Here is a 19,555-nt window from a genome sequence, read left to right on the forward strand (position 1 = left end):
GCCAGCGGGCGCGGCTCTCCTGTTGCAGCGAGGCGCGCGTGATTGGCTCGGAACTGACCCTGCAATTGCTGGCGTTGCGGCTGTTTGCCGGACTGCTCATCGTCACGGTGCAGGGCGCCACCATCGCCGCCGTGGCGGTGCTGCTCGGCGATAAGGGGCCACGCTATGACGGCCGGCTGACGCTGCTGCCGTTCGGCCATGTCGATCTTTTGGGTTTGGCTGCGCTGGTGCTGTCCGGCTTTGGCTGGAGCCGGCCCGTGGCGATCGAGTGTGCCCAGCTGCGGTTCGGGCGCTGGGGGCTGGTGATTGCGGCGTTGGCCAGCAGCGCCGTACTGCTTGCCCTTGGCTCGCTGATCCTGCTGCTGACCATTCCCCTGCTGACGCAACTGCCTTACGCGGCGGGCGTGACGGCGGCGGCGTTCGTGCGGGTCACCGCCCGGCTCTGTGTCTGGATGGCGATCTTCACCCTGTTGCCGGTGCCGCCGCTGGTCGGCGCGCATGTGCTGGCGGCCTTGGGAATTCAACTACCACGTTCGGTGGGCATGGTGATCGGCTGGGCTCTGCTGGTGGCTTCGATATTGGGGATCACCAGAATGGTGCTGCTGCCAGTTTACATGTTCGTCGCCCCGCTGATCATCGGCGTCGAGCTCGCCATCTAGTCGATCGGCGTCGCCCCGTAGCGGTCCAGGATAGCGGCGATGCTGCCATCGGCCGCCAGCGCGACGAAGGCCTCGTCGATAGCCCGTTTGAGGGTGATGTCGCCCTTCCACAATCCGAACGCCAGATGGTAACGGGCGAGTGCGGGGGAGGCCCAGCTGACGCTCCAGCCATGCGCATCCGCCAAAGTCGCCGCCAGCATTGCCTCGGTCACGCCGGCGTCGAACGCGCCGGACGTTATGCCGGCGACCAGCGCATCGGGGCTAGCGACGACGCGTGCCGTGGCGCCCTCGGCGCGCAGGAAACTGGCCAGCGCGATGCGGTCGAGCCCCGAAACCAGGGCCAGCGCCCCGACATTGCGCCCAGCCAGCGAGGCAAGCGGCGTCGGCGAGAGCACGGCCCAGCCGGTATCGGCATAGGAGGGCCCGGTTTCGAGAAACGAGCGGGTCTGCGCCGAATCCACCACGCCACCGGCGATCACCTGACACTGGGCGCGGTTGAGGTTCCAATTGCGCGGATTGAAGTCGCGCCCCATGGCGTTGTTCTCATACAGCGCCAGCGACACGCCGATGCGCGCGGCCACCGCCTGCAGCAGTTCAATGTCGATGCCGGGCCGCTCCGGGTCGCCGGTGACCAGCGGCGGATAGAGGGGCGGCACGCAGGCCTTCAGCATGGCGCTGTTGCGCACCTCGGACAGCGAGGTGTCCGGCGGCAGCAGGGCGACCGCAAACAGCAGTGCCAGAATGAGGCCGATGCCCCCGAAATCGCGCAGCAGCCGCCGGAACAGGGTCATCGACGCCTCACGCCCGGCGGAAGTCATAGAGCGCGATGGCGAACAGCACCGCCCCCGAGACCGCCATGACCGTGATCCCGATCCAGGGGGAAAACTGGTGGTAATTGATCAGCGCGCCGCGCAGCGCATCCACCGCATAGGTCAGCGGGTTCCATTCGACGATGGTCACCAGCCAGTCCGGATAGACCACCCTTGTCTGAGCGCGCGACAAAGCCGGATCGAGCGGAAAGATCGAGCTGGAGGTGAAATACAGCGGCAGGATCACCGCGTTGGAGAAGATGCCAAAACCCTCGAAACTGCGGATGCGGTTGGCGATCACCACGCCGAGACAGGTGAGCGAAAAAGCCAGCATGGTCATCAGACCCAGCGCCGTCAGGATTTGGCTCGGGGTCAGCGGCACATCGGCAAAGCGCGCCAGGATCAGCGCGAGGCAGCCATGCAGGACGGCGACCGTGGTGCCGCCCAAAATCTTGCCGAGCAGCACCGTGCCGCGCGACAGAGGCGAGACCAGCACCTCGCGGAGAAAGCCGAATTCGCGATCCCAGATCACCGAGACGGCCGATTGCACCGAGGTGAACATGATGTTGAGCGCGATGACGGCCGGGAAGATGAACTGCAGATAGGTGAAGGGCACGACAAAGCTGACCTCGCCATAGACCTCGCCGCGAAAATACGGATTGAGCCCGATGCCCAGGATCAGCACCCACAGGATGGGACGGCTGACCCCGCCGATCAGCTGGCCACGGTCGCGCATGGCGCGCATGACCTCCCGCAGCCATAACCCGTAAAGCCCACCCAATTGCACCAGCAACCAGTGGCGGCGCGAGGCCGGGGGCGTAGCAGCGGAAATGCTCATCTGGTGTGTTCTCCTCCCCGGCGGCCAAAGGCGGCGGTGCGCTCGCGGACATCGGCGGCCCGGTCACGCAATTCGCGTCCGGTCAGCGACAGGAACGCCGATTCAAGGCTGGGCACCTCATTGGAAAGCGCCAGCACGCGGGTGCCGAAGGCCGCCAGGAAGGTTTCGACAAACGCCTCGTCGGAATTGAGCACGATCTCGGGACCGGCCTGCCGCAGCACCCGGTCGGGGAAACGCACGAGGATTTCAGCGCCGTCCTGCTCGGTCCGGGGCGTCACCCGCAGTAATTGCTGGCCATGGGCGTGGCGCAAGGCGGTGGGCGTGTCGATGGCGAGCAGCTTGCCATTGTCGATGATGCAGACCCGGTCGCAGTTCTCGACTTCCTCGATATAGTGGGTGGTGATCACCACGGTGAGCCCACGCTCTGCCTGCAGGCGACGCAGATAGCTCCAGATCCGCTCGCGGGTCTGTGCATCCAGCCCGACAGTGGGCTCATCGAGCAGCAGAATCTCGGAATCATGGATCAGCGCGCGGGCGATTTCGAGCCGCCGCTTCATCCCCGAGGACAGGGTGCGGGCGGTCTTGTCGGCCCAATCGGTCAGCTCGACCAGCGCCAGCATTTCCTCGATGCGCTGGCGGCGCAGGCGCCGGGGCACGCCGAACACCAGACCGTGCAGATTGAGATTCTCCCGCACCGTCAGCCGATCATCGAGGCTGGGTTCCTGAAACACGATGCCCAACCGGCTGCGGGCGGCTAGCGGCGCGCGCAGCACGTCGTGGCCGGCGATCTCGGCGGTGCCGCTGTCGGGCCTGAGAATGGTGGAGAGGATATGCATGAGCGTCGTCTTGCCGGCGCCATTGGGCCCCAGCAGCGCAAACAATTCGCGCTCGCGAACCTCGAAACTGACCGCGTCCAAGGCCAAAGTGCGCCCGTAACGCTTGGACACGGCGTCGACGCGAATGGCGGGGCGGAGCGGCGCGGTGGGTGGTGGTGTGTCTGGCATCATGGGGCTGCGGTGGCGGGGAATGCGAAGCTATCGAGGATACCCGTCAGGGTGCCATCGGCGCTAAGCGCCGCAATGGCCTGGTCGACGGCGTTGCGGAGGAAGGTGCTGTTGGCCAGGGCAATGGCGCCCACCCCCAGTCTGGTCGGCGGCAGCGGTGTCGAGTCGATGATGTGAAACTTGGCGTATTCGGGGTCCTGGCGCTGCTTGGCCCACAGGCTGGGTGCCCAGACCAGCGCGACATCGACACTGCCGGCGAGCAAAGCCTCGAGGGCCATGTCATTGTTGCCATAGGGATAGGTCGGCCAGCGTTTTTCGGCCGGCAGTGCCGTCAGATAAGAGACTAGGCGGAGATGGGCCAGACTGCCCATCGTCGCGCCGATCGGCCGCGCCGGCGCCAGCTCGGCGAGCTGGTGAATGTCGGGGTCGGCGGCGACATAGACATATTGGGTTTCATAATAAGCCCGGGTCAGGGTGAGCCAGCTCTCATAGCCCTCGGGGATCAGCTTGAAGCCCATATAGATGTCGCAATGCTGCCGCATCACGGCATAGACCTTGGTGATGTCCTCGCTGATGAGGTTGCTTTCGACCACATAGCGCTGCGGTTCGAGCAGCAATGCTGCGGCGATGGCGTCGGCGATTTCGCCGGCTACCTCCCAATCGGGATCGCGGTGATCGATGCAGTAGCGGAGCTGGGATTCATCCAGCCGCCGGCCAAAGTTCCACTGGCCATCGGCAAAGGGGATGTCGAAGAATTCCGGCTGCTGGGCCGAAGCGGGTGACAATGCGGCCCCTGGGACCGCCAATGCGAGGATCAGAAGCGGACCCGCCAGGCGTAAAAACGTGGAGGCAACGCTCAAGACCAGACCTCATTGATAGACCCGGACGGCACCGGAAATTCCGGCCCGTCCGGGCAGTTGGCAGGGCGCTCGCCGATTAGTCGGGCAGCGCGAAGACGTAGAGCGTCGCCGGGTTATCCCGCGGCAGCTTGATTTCCGGGGTCAGCGACGACAGCCGGCCCAGGCCAGAAGCGAAGTTGGCAACAATGGCAACATACTGCTTGCCACCGGCTTCGTAGCTGATGGGGAAGGATTCGAGCGAGTTGCTCAGCGCGCCGCTCTCCCACAGCTTGTCACCCGTCTCGTCGTCGAAGGCCATGAACTTGCGGTCAAGGCTACCAACGAACACCAGACCGCCGCCGGTTGGCAGGGTCGAGCTGGTGATCGGCGGGCGCTGACGGTACATCCACTTGTCCGACTGGTCGGTCAGATCGATGGCGCGAACCTGGCCGATATTGCCGTCGCTGTCAGGCGTCGGCACACGCGAAAAGGTCGCCATGCCGCCACCGGTATAGATGGTGCCCGGATCCAGCGGGTTCGGCGTGGTGTTGGAGCAGAACTCCACCGTTGGCATGTAGAGGGTCTGCGTCTTGGGGCTGTAAGAGGTCGCCTGCCAGGCGCGCCCGCCGGGGTCGGCCGGGCAGTTGAAGGTGGTCTCGCCAATATGGGGGATCACCTCGGGGTTAATGGTCTTCTCACCGGTTGTCTGGTCAATCGACAGCACCACGTTTTGCGGCACGGTTTCCTTGGCCCACAGCCATTCGCCGGTGGTCCGGTCGAGGGCTTCAACGATGCCGATCTTGCCGCTGGTCACCACCATCTTGCGGTCTTCGCCCTTGAACGGCAGGTCGATGAGCAGGCGCTCATAGACGTAGTCCAGGTCGAGACTGTCGTTGGCGAGATACTGGTGGTACCACTTCAGATCGCCGGTCTGCGGATCGAGGGCCAGCGTGGAGTCGGTGTAGAGCGCGTTGTTGGTAACATCGGGATCAGAGCTTGCCGGCAGCAGGCCGCTGATCTCGGCGACCCATGGATAAGGCTGGCCGACGCCGGCAAACACCAGGTTCTGATCCGGGTCATACGAGCCGGCAATCCACGCCGAAGCGCCGTGCCGGCTATCCACCGGAATGCCATTCCAGCTATTGCCTTCGGGCGTGTCGCCACGGGCAATGGTTTGAACGCGCCACAGCTCCGCACCGGTTTCGGGATCATGGCCGGTAATGAAACAGCCGCCCGGCTGGCCATTGCCGCAGTTGGTCATGCCCTGGATGATGACGCCATCGGCCACGATCGGGCCGCTGGTATAACCCCAGCCCTTGGCATGATCGGCAACCTGCTGGTCCCAGACCAGTTTGCCGGTCTTGGTGTCGAGCGCGATGATGTGGGCATCGCGGGTGGCGAGGATCAGATTGTTGCCGTAGATCGCCTTGTTGCGCTCGCCGCTCGGGTTCACGCCATCGGGCAGTTCATACTGATATTCCCAGATCAGATCACCAGTGGCACCATCGAGCGCCTGGATCAGGTGTGTCGAGTTCTGGATATAGATGATCCCGTCATGGACCAACGGGGTCTCCTGCGAGCGCCCGCCCGGCGTCATGCCCCAGGCCCAGGCCAGTTGCAGGCCCTTGACGTTTTCCTTGTTGATCTCTTCGAGTGGACTGTAGCCCCAGCCATTGAACGTCCGCCGCCACATCAACCAGTCGCCGTCCGACGGATTGAGCAGCATCTCGGCAGTGACCGGCGTAACCTTGTCGATCGGGCTATCTTGCGCGGTGGCCGCCTGCGCGACCAACAGTGATGTGAACGACACGGAGATCGCAATGATCCCCGTTAACTTCCGAAATCCCTGCATGAGTGGCTCCCCCACAATTAACGGGACTAGCGCACAGGCTCGATCGAAGTGGAATGAGCCAGGCGAAAGCACGCTAGCTTGGCTTGAGCCTAGGCCCATGCAACGGGAGCCGTCAACTAGATGTATGGTAGAATGATGCGAACGGGCAGTTCAGTGGCCGAGGCCCTGCGACTAAAGCACCTCTACGCTTGGCGCGCCTTGTTGGCCGCCGCCGCAATGCCTATAAAGACAGCAGGCCTTTTGCCGGTTATCCGCTGAGCATTCGAGTGGAAGACGAGAAGCGAAAGCGTCGACACTAAGGAGAGTTTTATGTTTGCCATTACCAGACGCAAGTTCGTTGCCGGTACGGTGGCGGCTTTGGCCGTCCCAGCAATCCTGGCCCCGAGCCAAGCCTACGCTGCCGAGCACGAAGTGCATATGCTGAACAAGGGAGAGGCCGGCGCCATGGTTTTCGAACCGGCGCTGATCCGGATCGCCGCCGGCGACACCGTGAAGTTCGTGCCGACCGATCGTGGTCACAATGCCGAGAGCATCCGTGACATGATGCCGGAGGGTGCCGAGCCCTTCAAGGGCGCGATTGGCAAGGAAGTCAGCGCCACTTTCACCGTTCCGGGCGTCTATGGCATCAAGTGCCTGCCGCATCTGGGCATGGGCATGATTGCCCTGGTGGTGGTGGATGATCCCTCGTCCAACCTGGAAGCCGCCAAGGCCGCGAAGAACCCGCCCAAGGCCAAGGAACGCTTCGACGCCATGTTTGCTGAGCTCTAAGAGCACCAGCAAGGCCAACCCCATCTACCGCCCGTTACGGGCGGTAGAAATCTGATTGCGGGTCGGACAGCACCAGCTCACGCATCCGCGCTGACAGATAGGCGCGCAGCTTGATGTAGCGCTCGTCGGCGTGGGCATCATATTCCCAGCGCGGACGGTCGAGATCGACATCCAGCGTCTCGACCACGCGGCCCGGCCGCGGCCCCATCAGCACGATGCGGTCGGAGAGCAGGATCGCCTCATCCACGCTATGGGTGACGAACAGCACGGTCGATTGCTGCCGGCTCCAAATCCCCATCAGTTCCATCTGCATCAGCTCGCGCGTCTGCGCGTCGATGCTGGCAAAGGGCTCGTCCATCAGCAGGATGCGCGGCTTGGTGACGAGCGCGCGCGCAATGGCGACCCGCTGTTTCATCCCGCCCGACAGCTCGTCGGGATAGGCGTCCTTGAACCGCGAAAGCCCCACCGCCTCGAGCTGGTCCAGCACCATCTCGGCGCGCTCGGCCTTTGACAGCCCCTGTTCCCCCAGCGGAAACTCGACATTGGCCTCGACGGTGAGCCAGGGAATGAGGCGAAAGGACTGGAAGACAAAGCCCATGTCGGGACCGGGCTTCGGCGCTTCGCCGAGCACGCGCACCGTGCCCTGCTGCGGCTTGAGCAGCCCATCCACCAGCCGCAGCAACGTGGTCTTGCCACAGCCGGAGGGCCCGAGCAGGCTGACAAACAGCCGGTCGGGCACCGAGAGATTGATGTCGCGCAGGGCGGTGATTTCCTGCTTCAGCCGCGCCGAGCGAAAGGACATGGTGACGCCCTCAAGCTCGATGGCGGCGACGGGGGACGATGATTGATCCAGAACTTTTTCCCCCGTCGCGCCGTCATACCTTAGCGGCCGGTGGCATCCCCATCGACCGTACCCACCTCGGCGAGTACCGCGTCAACGGGGCCAAAGTCCACCCATTGATCAATGGTAACCGGCGGTACGTTGACAAAGTCTTCCGTCGAGTAGAGCCAGTCCTGGGTGTATTGCAGGTCGGTCTCGTTCATGCCGCCGTTGACGCTCCAGGTGCCCGCGAAGGTGGCGGCCAGTGCCTGTAGGCCGGCTTCGTCGGTGTTGGGTGCATAGGGCACCATGGCTTCGGCCCAGGCATCGGGGTCGGCGGAGAAGTCGCGGGACAGTTTGATCAGCGCCCGGATCACGCCCTGCACTTCGGTCGCGCGCTCGTCGAGCACCTTCTGGGTGACCACATTGACCTTGTTGATGACCGGAACGGCGGCGTAATACGGCGCCTGGTCGATGAGCAGATGATAGCCGGTCTTGTCGGGAATCGACATCCAGACGCCGATCGACATGGTCGTGGCGTCGATCTGCCCGGCCATCAATGCCTGCGCGCGGACATTGGGTTGGCCGATGGCGAGGATATCCATCGTATCGGTGTCAAGTCCTTCTCCCGCCAACACTTTCATCGACAGCGAGTGGTCGAGACTGCCCACGCGGCCAACACCAAAAGTGCGGCCGGCAAGGTCGGCGGCACTGGTGATATCGTCCTTGGCGGCGATGACGTAAGGCAGTGATTTGTTGGGCGAGGTAACCGCCTTCAAGTCGGTGGCGCCCTGTGCGACGAGCAGCAGCAGACCATCGACGCTGACATTGGCCATCTCGCCTTCACCGGCGGCCAAAGCCTGCAAAGCTGAGGGCGTTTGCTGGACGCGGACCAGCTCGACCTCGACGCCTTCGGCTTCGAAATAGCCCTTCTCCAGGGCCAGATCCATGACCGAATTGGGGACCAGCGGGGGCTCCAGATGGGTTAGGATCAGTCGGAATGGCGCCGCAACGGCGGGTTGGGCAACCAGCAGCAAAGCCAGCGCTGGCGCAAGAAAACGGGTTATTTTCTGCATGATTTCTTCCACTTTTCTTCCAGATTTCTTGTGTTTTTCACGCTGCGCCACGCCAGCGCTCGAGGCGCAGCTGAATGTGGCGCAGAATTTCGGTGACGATGACGCCGACGGTGGCCAGGATCAGGACGATGACGAAGTACTCCGCCATGCGGAACGTGTTGCCATAGATGGCCAGCAACCCGCCCAGACCGCGCACGGCGGTATAGAGTTCGGCGACGACGGTATTGATCAGCCCGATGGTCGCCCCGACGCGCAGCCCGACGACGATGAAGGGGACTGCGCTGGGGATGGTGATGCGGCTGAAGATGCGCCAGGGGCTTGCCCCGACCGATTTCGCCATTTCGACCAGTTCGTCATTGGAGGCGAGGACGCCGGCATAGGTGTTGAGCAGGATCGGCATGGCGGCGCCGAGGAAGACGATGAACACCTTGGCCTGGACCCCGAGGCCCAGCAGCACGATGATCAGCGGAATGAAGGCGACGCGCGGCGTCGCGGCCAGGGCGTTGACGTAAATATCGAGGGTTTTGCCGAGCGGACGAATGCCGCCCATGATGACCCCGACCGGCACCGCCACCGCGATGGCGAGCCCGAAGCCCAGGCCATAGACGGTCAGGCTGTCGCCGATGGCAATCCAGAGCCGGGCTTCGCTGAACAGCAGCTGGGCGGCCTCGAAGGTGGCGAAGGGCGTCGGGATGAGGTTGCGGGGAGTCAGCTCGGCGGCGATGGTCCAGCCGGCCAGCAAAAAGGCCAGAAAAGCCAAGCGATAAAGCCAAATGATCACGGTGCAACCACGGCCCGCAGGCCATCCTCATTCCCCAAACAAGCTATCGCTAGCACGAAGCCGCCATGCTGGGAGCAATAGGCCTTATAGGCAGTTCTTCTAGGCTGGTTGCGTCAGGCCTTGAGGAAGGGTGGTGCCGGGCTGATGGTCGGCCGCACCCGGTCATGGGCGGCCTCCTGCAGGGTGTCGATCAGGGCCGAATAGGGCGACAGATGCCGATATTGCGTCGGAATCAGCGCCACCAGTGGTCGGGGAATGCCCAGCGCCACGTCGTAGAGCCGGATGCCGGGGGGAATGCTGTCGCCGGAAAAGCAGGACAGCGCCGGCGCGAGGCAGACGCCAAGCCCGGCGCGAACCATGGCCACGGCAACTTCAAAACTGCGGCACTGGGCGATCACCCGATGGTCGGCCAGCGCGGTCTCGTACCAGGCTTCCACGCGCTTCTGATGCTGGGTGCCGTAGATGAAGTGGATGGCATTGTTGAGGATCTGGCGCTGGGACGCATCCAGCTCGTCCTCTGAGTTAATACCATCGAGTTTGAGCGTGTCCGGCACCACCAGAACATAGGGATCGTCGAGCAGCGGCACCTGCACAAAGCCCATGCTGGCCTGCGCGATCGAACTCGCGGCGACGATGCCGATATTGGCGCGGCGGGCATAGAGCATGGCGATCACATCGCCCGGACTGCTCTCATGCACGTCGAAGCCGATCTCGGGATGCAGTTCGTTGAAGCGGCGCAGGGCCTGCGGCAGCAGCACCCTTATCGGCGAGCTGATCCCGGCGATGCCGATGGTGCGGGTGCCGCCGGTGTAGCCACTGAGCCGGTCCTCCAGCTCCTGCATTTCGCGCATCACCTGTTCGGCGCGCTCGACAAGAAAGGTGCCGATCTCGGTCAGGGTCATCCGCGCGGCGCCGCGCTCGAACACCTTGTGCCCGATGCTGGCCTCGAGCTTGGCGATCTGCTGGGACAGCGAGGGCTGCGACAGGCCGAGTTGCTTGGCGGCGCGGCTCACCGTTCCGGCATGAGCCACGGCCCAGACAATACGCAATTGATGCAGAGTCAGCTGAGGGCCGCCGGCAGCCCGGGTCAGTGTCGACATTTAGCTCATTTGCCCAGGGATCGAGAACGCGGTTTATGCCTGCTCATATACCAGACCGGCGACAGAAGACCTATTTTCCATCGCGACGAAGCAGGTTTTTGCGCGCCCGAGGGAGGGCGTATCGGTTCCTTCGCCTCCCTCCCCCTTGAGGGGAGGGATTGAGGGTGGGGGTCGTGCAGTTGTCCACAATGCCACCCCCTCCCCGGCCCTCCCCTCAAGGGGGAGGGAGGGAAAGAGCGATAGTCTCATGTCGCCAACGCAGCGGATCAAGGGTGGGGGTGGTTTGCCCCCGTCATCGGGGCTCTCCACACCCATCCCAACCTCCCCCGTCAAGGGGGAGGTGTCGGCCGGTGGGGAGGCGGCGTCGTGCCTATGACGCCTTACTGTGCCGCTTCGCTGAGGGCGACCGGGGCAGGCGCCTCGGCTTCGTCATGCGGGGCTTTGGGCATGAAGCGGCGGGTCCAGCGGCTGAAGCTGTCGATATAGGTCAGCAGCACCGGCACCACCAACAGGGTCAGTGCCGTCGAGCTGATCAAGCCGCCAATCACCGCGTGGGCCATCGGGGCGTTCTGGCCGCTGCCTTCATGCAGGCTGAGCGCCAGCGGCAGCATGCCGAAAATCATCGCCAGCGTGGTCATGATGATCGGACGGAACCGGGTGACGCCAGCCTCGACCAGCGCCTCATAGAGGTTCCAGCCCTGCTTGACGTGCTGATTGGCGTTGTCGACCAGCAGAATGGCGTTCTTGACCACCAGGCCCATCAACATGATGAAGCCGATGGCGGAGAACATGTTGAGCGTCGAACCGCCCACCAGCAGCCCCACCATCACGCCGATCAGCGCCAGCGGCAGCGAACCCATGATGGCAATCGGCTGCAAGAAGCTGCCGAACTGGCTGGCCAGCACCAGATAGATGAAGATCACCGCCAGCAGCAAAGCCGAGACCACCGAACCCATGGTTTCGGCAATCTGTTCCACTTCGCCACCCATCGAATTGCGGTAGCCGGTAGGCAGCTCGATGCTGTCGACAGCCTTTTGCAGCAGCGGCGTCACGGTGCCCAGCTCGACGCCCTCGAGATAGGCGTCGATGGTCACGCCGCGCTGCAGATCCTGCCGGTTGATGGTGGTGGGGCCGGTGCTCTGCACCACCTCGGCCACCTGGGACAGGGTCACCATGCTGTTGGAGCCGCTGGCGCCGGACTGGGCGATCGGCAGATTGCCGATGGCATCAATGTCGTTGCGCAGCTCTTCTGGGAGACGCACCACCACTGAATAGACCTGGCCATTGGCGGCGGTCCAATCGGCGACGTCATCGCCGCTGATCAACGGCCCGAGCGTCGCGGCGATCTGGCCGAGCGACACGCCCAGATTGTCGGCCAGGTCGCGATTGACCTTGATGCCAACCACGGGCTGGGCTTCATCGAAGCTGGAGGTGATGTCGATCAGGCCGGGAATCGCTTCGAGCTTGGCGACCAATTCATCGCCGAGGCGGTCCAGCACGTCGAAGCTGTCGCCATAAAGCGTGATCGACACCGGCGCCGTTGCCCCGCCCAGGCCCGAAGCAGCCGACACCTGGAAGGTCGCGCCGGGAACCGCCGTCAGGGCCTGACGGATTTGCGGCATCAGCTGAATCGGCGTGAGATCGCGCAATTCCTTGTCGATCAGCGTCACCGTCATGGTGCCGGTATTGGCGCCGGAGGCCGCCAGACCACCGCCCACTGTGGAATAGGTGGTTTTGACGACTGGCGATTTACGGATCACCGCTTCGGCCTGCTGCAGCTTGGCGGCGGTATATTCCTTGCTCGAGCCGGCGGGCGTTTCCACCGTCACCGTGAAATTGCCGTTGTCGGTGGCGGGGATGAACTCCACGCCGACCAGTGGGAACAGCATGAAACTGCCGACGAAGGACAGCACGGCGATCATCAAAACCGACTTGCGGAATTTGAGGCCCCAGCGGATCAGGTGGCGATAGCCCCCGGTGACCCACTCGAAAAACCGGTCGAACTGCTGCACCGCCCGGCCGAGCGGACCGCGCTTGGCCTTCGGGTTCGAGGCGGGGTCGTACCAGACGCTCGATAGCATCGGATCAAGGGTGAAGGCGACAAAGAGCGAGATCAGCACGGCAACGGAAACCGTGACACCGAACTGCAGGAAGAACTTCCCCATGATGCCGTCCATGAAGGCCACGGGCAGGAACACCGCGACGATGGACAGGGTCGTCGCCATCACGGCGAGGCCGATCTCGTTGGTGCCGTCAAACGCCGCCTGCCGGTGCGATTTGCCCATATGCAGATGTCGGGTGATGTTCTCGCGCACCACGATGGCGTCGTCGATCAGGATACCCACCGCCAGCGACAGGGCCAGCAGCGTCATCATGTTAAGACTGAAGCCCAAGAAGTTCAGCGCCACCATGGTGCCGATGATCGAGATGGGCAGAGTCAGGCCGGTAATGACCGTCGAGCGCCAGGAATTGAGGAACAGGAAGACGATGACGACGGCGAGCAGCGCGCCTTCGATCATCATGTTCTGCACGGCGTGGAAGGAGTCTTCCACCGGCTTGGCGTTGTCGACGACGATTTCGATCTTGACCACGCCGTCCGGCAATTCCTTGTCGAGGATATTGGCGATGGTGCGACGGATATCCTCGGCGACGCCAACCGTGTTGGCGCCCTGGGTCTTGAGGATGTCGACGGCCAGCGCCCGTTCGCCATTGAGAATGGCCAGGCTCGAGGTTTCGCCCCTGCCCTCTTCAATGGTGGCGACGTCGCGCAGGGTGACCGGTTGCCCGCCCTGCTTGCCGACGATGATGTCGTAGAAATCCTCCTGATCCTCCAGACGCCCCAGCACCTGGATGGACTGCACGATGCTGTCCTGGGTGATGGAGCCGGCCGCCAGATCCTTATTGGCGGCCTGCAACGCGCTGATCACCGCATTGGGGCTGATATTGAACGCGGTCAGGCGATCGGGATCGATCTGCACATTGAGCTGGCGCGGCACGCCGCCGGCGATGGTGGCACTGCCGACGCCGGTGATGTTGGTGATGCGCTTGACGATGATGTCTTTGGTCAGCGCCGTCAGATCGACATCGGACAGCGTGTCCGAGCTGACCGCCAGCGACAGGATGGGCATGGCCGAGGGGTCGAAACGCAAGACCTGCGGATCGCCGACGCCATCGGGCAGACGGGCCTTGACCGGGTCGATCTTGTCGCGGACTTCCTGCGCCTTGTCGCGCGAATTGGAATCCAGATCGAAGATCATCAGGACCATGGCCTGGCCGGCCTGGGCGGTGGACTGGATGGTGTCCAGCCCGGCAATGGTGTTGACGGCGGCCTCGAGGGGCTCAACCACGTCGGCTTCCACCGCCTCGGGCGAGGCGCCGGGATAGCTGACCACGACGGCGACGACGGGCAGGTCCACATCCGGCATCTGCTCGATCGGCAGATGCTGGTAGGAATAGACGCCGAAGACCATGATCGCCACCATGATCATGGTGGCAAAGACCGGATGGTTGACGCTGATGCGGGTCAGAAACATCGATTAGCCCTCAATCAGTTCATAGGCCTGGCCGGCACTGAGTTCGGCCAGCGCGGCGGCAACGACCTGCTCGCCTGGGGTCAGGCCGGTGACTTCGACCAGGCGGCCGCGATCCCAGGTGGTGCCGGGCTCGACGGCCTGGCGCACCAAAGTGCCATTGTCGAGCTTGAGCACGAAGTGGCCCTCGGCATCCTCGCGGATGGCGGTGGCCAGAATGGCGATGGCGTCGGGCTTTTCGGCGACGGTGATCTGGCCGGTGGCAAACATGCCGCCGCGCAGCAGGCCGTCTTCATTATGCAGCGAGACATAGATCGGCACGGTTCGGGTGCCGGCCAGGGCCACCGGATTGACGCGGGTGACGGTGCCGTCAAACACCCGGCCATCGAGGCCGGTGACCGAGACGGCGACGGCCTGCCCCGGGGCGACCAGGGCGCTGGACGTAACCGAAGCGGCGGCCTGGAATTCCATCTCTTCGAGATTGACCACGGTGAACAGCGTGGTGCCGGCGCTGATGGTCTGGCCGGGCTCGACCGAGCGCTCGGAAATGATGCCGTCGAAGGGGGCGGGAACTGAGGCATTGTTAAGCGCGATTTCGGCGCCCTGCACGGCGCTTTCCAGCGCCACCAGATTGGCCTCAAGCGCCGCCGTGCCCGACCGGGCCTGTTCCAGCGTCGAGGGACTGGCCAGCCCCTGCCGCGCCAGTTCCTGGGTGCGCTCGAGCTGCTGCTGCGACGAGAGCAGTTGGGCGCGGGTGGCATCGGCGGTGGCGCGCTGCTGGTTGAGCTGCAATTCCAGCGTGGCGCGGTCGATTTCGGCCAGAATGTCGCCAGCCTTCACCGTGTCGCCCGGCCGCACAGCGACGCTGAGGACGCGGCCCGAGGCCTGCGAGGCGACGGCCGAGACCCGGCCGGGAACCAGCGTGCCGGTCACGCGGGCGCGCTGGCTCAGCAGGGTCGGGGCGATTTCGGCGACTTCCGATACCAGCAATTGCTGCGTCACCGGCTCGGTGCTGGCGGTTTCGGCCTCCGGCGCCGGCGGGCGCGTCAGCACGAAGCCCACCACGGCCAGGATTATCACCGCCAGCACGATCCACGGCATCAGCCGACGCCGGGGCTTCTGGCCCTCGGCAATACGGCGCGCATTATCCTTTTCACGCTTGCTCTGGGCCCAGTCGGGCTTTTCACTTGCTGTGGTCATGGCGCGGATCCTGGTTTAGCGGGCTAGTCTTGGAAAATCGAACAATGGCCCAGGCTTACGCCCAGGCCAGACTTTTAGCTGTATGCAACAAAGCCGCGACATTCCCAAGGTTCGTTTGGGGTCACGACGAATAAATCGTGATCGCCGCTTAGCGCAAGACTGGTCGCAGCGTGTCCGCGTCGAGCAGCTGCATGGCATTGGCGCCGCTGGTGGTGGTGGACCAGACGCGCACGAACTCGCCCCATTCCTCAACGCCATCCACCGCCACGCCCTGTGCGGTCAGCGCGGCGACGAGGCCCAGCTCGGTGTGGCCATGGATGAGGTTTTCCTCGGCGATGGCGGCGACCGAAAACGCGGCAACGGAAACCGTGGCGATAGCGGCGGCGAGGGTGAACTTCTTCATAGCAATGATTCCTTGGTTTGGGATGGCGTCGGTTTCCCCCCGCTGGATTGTCCCAACATTGCGCCGCGAAATTTAATCTTGGCCGGATCGGTGGTTGAACTGCCGCAATGCACCGGCAATGTTCGCCCGCAATGGTCAGGGCGACACCGGGGTTTACATGCGCATACTGCTAGTCGAGGACGAGTTGGAACTGGCGCGGGCGCTGATGACGGCGCTCAGTCGGCATGATTTCGTCGTCGATCACGTCGCCACGCTGGCGCTGGCCGAGGAAGCCGCGCGCAGCGAAGTGCATGCGGTGGTCATTCTTGATCGCAAATTGCCCGATGGCGATGGTCTCAGCCTGATCCCCAAATTGCGCGCGATCCAGGCCGGGTTGCCGATCATCATGCTGTCGGCGCTCGGATCGCCGGATCACCGGGTGGCGGGGCTGGAGACCGGGGCCGACGACTATCTCGCCAAGCCGTTCCTGATTGATGAGCTGGTGGCGCGAATTCGCGCCGTCATGCGCCGGCCGGCGTTGATGCTGGAGCATGCGGTGACGGTCGGGCGGCTCAAATTCGATCTCAATGAGCGGACCGCTCTGGTCGATGGCAAGCCGCTGGCGCTGCCGCGCCGCGAGTTGCTGGCGCTTGAGGCGCTGGTGCGGCGCGCGGGGCGAACCGTGGCGCGCTCCGCGCTGGTGGAAGCGGTTTATGGCTTTGACGATGATATCGCGTCCAACACGCTCGACGCCCATATCTCGCGGCTGCGGCGGAAGCTGGCCGCGGCGGGGGTCGAAATTCACGGCATCAGGGGCATCGGCTATTTGCTGCGGGCAGCGCCATGAGAAAGCGGCGGGAGCCATCGCTGCGCGGCGCGCTGTCGCGGGGCATGATCATGGTGCAGGCGCTGGTGCTGGTCGCTTTCACGCTGGTGGCCGCCATCGCCATGCTCAACCTCATCGCCACCAATCAGGGGCTTGATGACGCGGTGATCGAGGATATCGTGCGGTCGGTGAGCCGCACCGAGACCGGGGCTCTGGCGCTGATTTCCACGCCGGAACTGGATCGGGTGGTCAGCGGCTTTCCGAATTTCTGGTTCTATGTGGTCGATGCCGACAGCAAATCCATCGGCCAGGGCGAGATTCCGCCCCAGATCCGCGTGTTCCCCGGCGCGCTGCTGCATGTATCCTCCGCCAATCTTACCGATCTCGGCAACCCGGCCTCGCCCTATGCGCTGATCCGTACCCGCGACAGCACTGTCGGCAAATTATGGATTATGACCGCAGGCGGCCCGCCGGTGTCGTGGCGATTTCTGAGCGTGGCGTTCTCCAACCCGTTCTTTGCCAGCCTGCTGATCCTGCTGACCACGGTGACGCTGCTGACCATCCCGCTATTGATCCGGCGGTCGTTGCGCGGCCTCGATCAGGTGGCGGCCGATGCGGAGAAAATCGACGTCGATCAGCGTGGGTTGCGGCTGTCGTACGACACGGTGCCGGCCGAACTGAACTCGATGGTCCGCGCCATCAACTCGGCACTGGAACGGCTGGATCAGGGCATTGAGCGCCAGCACAGATTCATGGCCGATGCGGCCCATGAATTGCGCACCCCGATTGCCATTCTGCAGACCAGGCTCGAACTGCTGCCCAATACGCCCGAGCATCAGCAATTGCTGATCGATGTGGCGCGGCTGGCCAGCATGGCCAACCAGTTGCTGGACCTGCACCGCATGAGCCTGTCGGCGGCCGATTTTGGACCGATCGAGTTGACCGACCTCGTCGCCCAGGTGCTGGCCGATCTGGCGCCGCTGGCCATTGCCGCCGGCAGCGAGGTGGCGCTCGACGCGCCATCCGGCCCGGTGCTGATCGCGGGCGATGCGCCGGCGCTGTCGCGTGCCATCGCCAATCTCATTCAAAATGCGCTGGCCCATGGCGGACCCGGCGTCGCGGTGACCGTCGAAGTCACCACCGACCGCACTATCACGGTGCGCGACAACGGCACCGGGATCGCGCCGAAACATCATGAGGAAATCTTCTGGCCCTTCCACCGGCTGGCGCCGGCGCAACAGGGCGCCGGACTGGGGCTGAGCCTCGTGCGGGACATCATCCACAAGCATGGCGGGCGGATTTCCGTGTCTGGCACCGAGGGCGGTGGCGCCTGTTTTGAAATCGTCTTTCCTCCGGCGCCCGGCGGCGCTGCCTGATTATCCCATCGAGAGTTCCTGCATGAATTTGACCGTCAAATCGCTTGGCCACATCCTGGGCTGCGCCGTGCTGGCCACCGCCATGAGTGCCAGCGCGGCACAAGCGCAATCCATCACCCAGGCGCTGACCCTGGCCTATGAGCATTCGCCGGATTTGCAATCCGCCGTGCTGAGCGCCCGCTCCGCCGCTGAAGGCATCGCCCTGGCCAAAGCGGGGCAGCGACCAACCATTGGTGCGTCGCTGGCCGGGAACCAATCCTGGGATCTGAATGGCGGGTCCTGGCACGACAGCACGTCACTGACGAGCGGCCTCTCCTACAAGCAGACAATCTACGATAGTGGCCGCAGCGACGCGCAAATCGAAGTCGCCCGCGCCGCCACCGAGGCCGCCGAGCACCAGATTCGCAGCAGCGAACAGATCGTGCTGTTCTCGGTGATCCAGGCCTATATGGCGGTCTATGCCGACCGGCAATTGCTCGATTTGCGGGGCGAAAGCCTCGCCTTCTTCCAGGCCCAGGTGACCTCGGCCGAGGATCGCCTGGCGGTCGGCGAAGGCACCAGGATCGATGTCGCGCAGGCCCAGGCCCGCCTCGCGCAGGGGCAGGCCGCTCATCGCGCGGCCCAGGGAAGCCTCGACATCAGCCAGGCCCGCTTCATGCGGCAGGTCGGCGCCGCGCCGCAAAATCTGGCGACGACGCACGACTATGCCAGACTAATTCCGGCCAGCCTGCAATCCGCCATGGCCGAAGCCGAGCTTGGCCACCCGGCCATTCTGGCCGCCAAGGCCGGCATCAGGGCAGCGCAGGCGTCGATCCAGAGCGTCAGCGCGGGTTTTGGCGCGACGGCCGCGATAAACGGCTCGGTCGGGACGCGCTGGAGCGGTCCAGGCGGCGGCGCCGGCGATGGCCTGAACGGCGCGATCGGATTCCAGATTTCCGTGCCGATCTATGCCGGCGGCTCCATCGGCGCAGGCGTGCGCAAGGCCAATATCGAGCAGATCAAGTCGGAGGTGGACGCCATGTCCGTCTATGACCAAATTCGCGAAGCGGTGATCTCGGCCTGGGCCAGCATACAGAGCGCCGACGCCCAGATTGCCGCCGCCGCAACGGCCGCCTCAGCCGGGCAAACCGTGCTCGACAGCGTGGTTCAGGAGCGGGATCTCGGATCGCGGACCACCCTCGATGTATTGAACGCGCAGGCCGAACTGGTCACGTCGCGCGAGGCGGTCATCAACGCGTCGGCCAACAAGGTTGTCGCCACCTTCTCGCTGCTGTCGGCCATGGGACGGTTAACCGCTTCCGACTTGGGTTTGGCGGTGGTGACGAAGTCGGCGACGGGTTATGCGGCGGCGGTTGAAGATGTGTGGCAGGAATTGCGCGCGGTGGCCGAATAGGCGGCGCGGCTAACCCCATTCCTTCTGGGCCAGCAGACTGGCGCTGACGCGGTTCTTGACCTTCAGCTTGGCCATGATCCGGGTCATGTGGAATTTGACCGTCTTCTCGAGGATGCCGAGCTTTTCGCCGGCTTCGCGGTTGCTCATGCCCTTGGCGACGAGCCGGAGCACGCGTTGTTTGAGAGCGGCGGTGCAAAATTAGTCCACGGTAGCGGCGGGATAGTCCCGCTTCGGGCGGCGTAAAAGTCGGCCACCTATCTTCCTTCTGCGACGCTTGCAGGAGGGTTGGGGATCTATACCGT

18 protein-coding genes are annotated in these 19,555 nt (G+C 64.1%); 5 read left to right on the forward strand and 13 right to left on the reverse strand.

The window, feature by feature from the left end:
* The first annotated feature begins 38 nt into the window (after positions 1-38).
* Entirely contained in the window at positions 39-659 is a 621-nt protein-coding gene (locus ACX3OZ_RS12550) for a zinc metalloprotease (RefSeq protein WP_459094605.1), read from the forward strand.
* On the opposite strand, the gene ACX3OZ_RS12555 is transcribed toward ACX3OZ_RS12550, so the two are convergent.
* From ACX3OZ_RS12555 to ACX3OZ_RS12575, 5 genes are all read right to left on the reverse strand, one after another.
* Positions 656-1,450, reverse strand: coding sequence for a substrate-binding periplasmic protein (locus ACX3OZ_RS12555; protein WP_459094604.1), 795 nt, complete (start codon positions 1,448-1,450; stop codon positions 656-658). The two genes, ACX3OZ_RS12550 and ACX3OZ_RS12555, sit on opposite strands and share 4 nt — an antisense overlap.
* 7 nt (positions 1,451-1,457) lie before the next feature.
* Positions 1,458-2,306 (reverse strand): ABC transporter permease, encoded by an 849-nt coding sequence (locus ACX3OZ_RS12560; RefSeq protein ID WP_459094603.1) that lies wholly within the window; start codon positions 2,304-2,306, stop codon positions 1,458-1,460.
* Entirely contained in the window at positions 2,303-3,310 is a 1,008-nt protein-coding gene (locus tag ACX3OZ_RS12565; protein ID WP_459104625.1) for an ABC transporter ATP-binding protein, read from the reverse strand. Before ACX3OZ_RS12565 ends, ACX3OZ_RS12560 begins: the two co-directional genes overlap by 4 nt.
* Complete coding sequence (locus ACX3OZ_RS12570; protein ID WP_459104626.1) at positions 3,310-4,170, reverse strand: substrate-binding periplasmic protein; 861 nt, start codon at positions 4,168-4,170, stop codon at positions 3,310-3,312. Before ACX3OZ_RS12570 ends, ACX3OZ_RS12565 begins: the two co-directional genes overlap by 1 nt.
* 76 nt (positions 4,171-4,246) lie before the next feature.
* Positions 4,247-5,959, reverse strand: a complete 1,713-nt coding sequence (locus tag ACX3OZ_RS12575; RefSeq protein ID WP_459104627.1) for an outer membrane protein assembly factor BamB family protein — start codon at positions 5,957-5,959, stop codon at positions 4,247-4,249.
* Between the two features lie 351 nt (positions 5,960-6,310).
* Here ACX3OZ_RS12575 and ACX3OZ_RS12580 point away from each other — a divergent pair, with 351 nt between their 5' ends.
* Positions 6,311-6,769 carry a pseudoazurin gene (locus ACX3OZ_RS12580; protein ID WP_459094599.1) on the forward strand — a complete coding sequence of 153 codons (459 nt, stop codon included), beginning with the start codon at positions 6,311-6,313 and terminating at the stop codon, positions 6,767-6,769.
* Between the two features lie 34 nt (positions 6,770-6,803).
* Here the strand turns inward: ACX3OZ_RS12580 and ACX3OZ_RS12585 are convergent, their stop codons facing one another.
* The 7 genes from ACX3OZ_RS12585 to ACX3OZ_RS12615 all read right to left on the reverse strand — a co-directional run bounded on the left by ACX3OZ_RS12585 (position 6,804) and on the right by ACX3OZ_RS12615 (position 15,679).
* Entirely contained in the window at positions 6,804-7,571 is a 768-nt protein-coding gene (locus ACX3OZ_RS12585) for an ABC transporter ATP-binding protein (RefSeq protein WP_459094598.1), read from the reverse strand.
* Between the two features lie 80 nt (positions 7,572-7,651).
* Complete coding sequence (locus tag ACX3OZ_RS12590; protein ID WP_459094597.1) at positions 7,652-8,665, reverse strand: ABC transporter substrate-binding protein; 1,014 nt, start codon at positions 8,663-8,665, stop codon at positions 7,652-7,654.
* 37 nt (positions 8,666-8,702) lie between these two features.
* Positions 8,703-9,446 carry an ABC transporter permease gene (locus ACX3OZ_RS12595; protein WP_459094596.1) on the reverse strand — a complete coding sequence of 248 codons (744 nt, stop codon included), beginning with the start codon at positions 9,444-9,446 and terminating at the stop codon, positions 8,703-8,705.
* Positions 9,447-9,559: 113 nt separating this feature from the next.
* On the reverse strand, positions 9,560-10,546 hold the full coding sequence (locus ACX3OZ_RS12600) for a LysR family transcriptional regulator (protein WP_459094595.1): 987 nt from the start codon (positions 10,544-10,546) through the stop codon (positions 9,560-9,562).
* Positions 10,547-10,926: 380 nt separating this feature from the next.
* The gene (locus ACX3OZ_RS12605) at positions 10,927-14,079 is read right to left on the reverse strand and encodes an efflux RND transporter permease subunit (RefSeq protein ID WP_459104628.1); all 3,153 of its coding nucleotides are present in this window, start codon (positions 14,077-14,079) and stop codon (positions 10,927-10,929) included.
* Positions 14,080-14,082: 3 nt separating this feature from the next.
* Positions 14,083-15,276 carry an efflux RND transporter periplasmic adaptor subunit gene (locus tag ACX3OZ_RS12610; RefSeq protein WP_459104629.1) on the reverse strand — a complete coding sequence of 398 codons (1,194 nt, stop codon included), beginning with the start codon at positions 15,274-15,276 and terminating at the stop codon, positions 14,083-14,085.
* Positions 15,277-15,424: 148 nt separating this feature from the next.
* Positions 15,425-15,679: a hypothetical protein gene (locus ACX3OZ_RS12615; RefSeq protein ID WP_459094592.1), complete on the reverse strand. Its 255-nt coding sequence runs from the start codon at positions 15,677-15,679 to the stop codon at positions 15,425-15,427.
* Between the two features lie 157 nt (positions 15,680-15,836).
* Here ACX3OZ_RS12615 and ACX3OZ_RS12620 point away from each other — a divergent pair, with 157 nt between their 5' ends.
* The 3 genes from ACX3OZ_RS12620 to ACX3OZ_RS12630 are packed head-to-tail and all read left to right on the forward strand — an operon-like array spanning position 15,837 to position 19,253.
* Positions 15,837-16,505, forward strand: coding sequence for a response regulator transcription factor (locus ACX3OZ_RS12620; protein WP_459104630.1), 669 nt, complete (start codon positions 15,837-15,839; stop codon positions 16,503-16,505).
* Positions 16,502-17,860, forward strand: coding sequence for a sensor histidine kinase (locus tag ACX3OZ_RS12625; RefSeq protein WP_459104631.1), 1,359 nt, complete (start codon positions 16,502-16,504; stop codon positions 17,858-17,860). Before ACX3OZ_RS12620 ends, ACX3OZ_RS12625 begins: the two co-directional genes overlap by 4 nt.
* A 22-nt stretch (positions 17,861-17,882) precedes the next feature.
* A complete protein-coding gene (locus ACX3OZ_RS12630; RefSeq protein ID WP_459104632.1) occupies positions 17,883-19,253 on the forward strand; it encodes a TolC family outer membrane protein in 1,371 nt (456 codons plus the stop codon).
* Positions 19,254-19,262: 9 nt separating this feature from the next.
* On the opposite strand, the gene ACX3OZ_RS12635 is transcribed toward ACX3OZ_RS12630, so the two are convergent.
* Positions 19,263-19,424: a response regulator transcription factor gene (locus ACX3OZ_RS12635; protein WP_459104633.1), complete on the reverse strand. Its 162-nt coding sequence runs from the start codon at positions 19,422-19,424 to the stop codon at positions 19,263-19,265.
* Positions 19,425-19,555: the final 131 nt, after the last annotated feature.

It is taken from the genome of Devosia sp. A369 (assembly GCF_054489345.1).

Coding starts and splice junctions, on each gene's coding strand:
- ACX3OZ_RS12555 (WP_459094604.1), bottom strand. CDS start 1,450: ATGACCCTGTTCCGGCGGCTGCTGCGCGATTTCGGGGGCATCGGCCTC.
- ACX3OZ_RS12560 (WP_459094603.1), bottom strand. CDS start 2,306: ATGAGCATTTCCGCTGCTACGCCCCCGGCCTCGCGCCGCCACTGGTTG.
- ACX3OZ_RS12565 (WP_459104625.1), bottom strand. CDS start 3,310: ATGCCAGACACACCACCACCCACCGCGCCGCTCCGCCCCGCCATTCGC.
- ACX3OZ_RS12580 (WP_459094599.1), top strand. CDS start 6,311: ATGTTTGCCATTACCAGACGCAAGTTCGTTGCCGGTACGGTGGCGGCT.
- ACX3OZ_RS12585 (WP_459094598.1), bottom strand. CDS start 7,571: ATGTCCTTTCGCTCGGCGCGGCTGAAGCAGGAAATCACCGCCCTGCGC.
- ACX3OZ_RS12590 (WP_459094597.1), bottom strand. CDS start 8,665: ATGCAGAAAATAACCCGTTTTCTTGCGCCAGCGCTGGCTTTGCTGCTG.
- ACX3OZ_RS12600 (WP_459094595.1), bottom strand. CDS start 10,546: ATGTCGACACTGACCCGGGCTGCCGGCGGCCCTCAGCTGACTCTGCAT.
- ACX3OZ_RS12605 (WP_459104628.1), bottom strand. CDS start 14,079: ATGTTTCTGACCCGCATCAGCGTCAACCATCCGGTCTTTGCCACCATG.
- ACX3OZ_RS12610 (WP_459104629.1), bottom strand. CDS start 15,276: ATGACCACAGCAAGTGAAAAGCCCGACTGGGCCCAGAGCAAGCGTGAA.
- ACX3OZ_RS12615 (WP_459094592.1), bottom strand. CDS start 15,679: ATGAAGAAGTTCACCCTCGCCGCCGCTATCGCCACGGTTTCCGTTGCC.
- ACX3OZ_RS12620 (WP_459104630.1), top strand. CDS start 15,837: ATGCGCATACTGCTAGTCGAGGACGAGTTGGAACTGGCGCGGGCGCTG.
- ACX3OZ_RS12625 (WP_459104631.1), top strand. CDS start 16,502: ATGAGAAAGCGGCGGGAGCCATCGCTGCGCGGCGCGCTGTCGCGGGGC.
- ACX3OZ_RS12630 (WP_459104632.1), top strand. CDS start 17,883: ATGAATTTGACCGTCAAATCGCTTGGCCACATCCTGGGCTGCGCCGTG.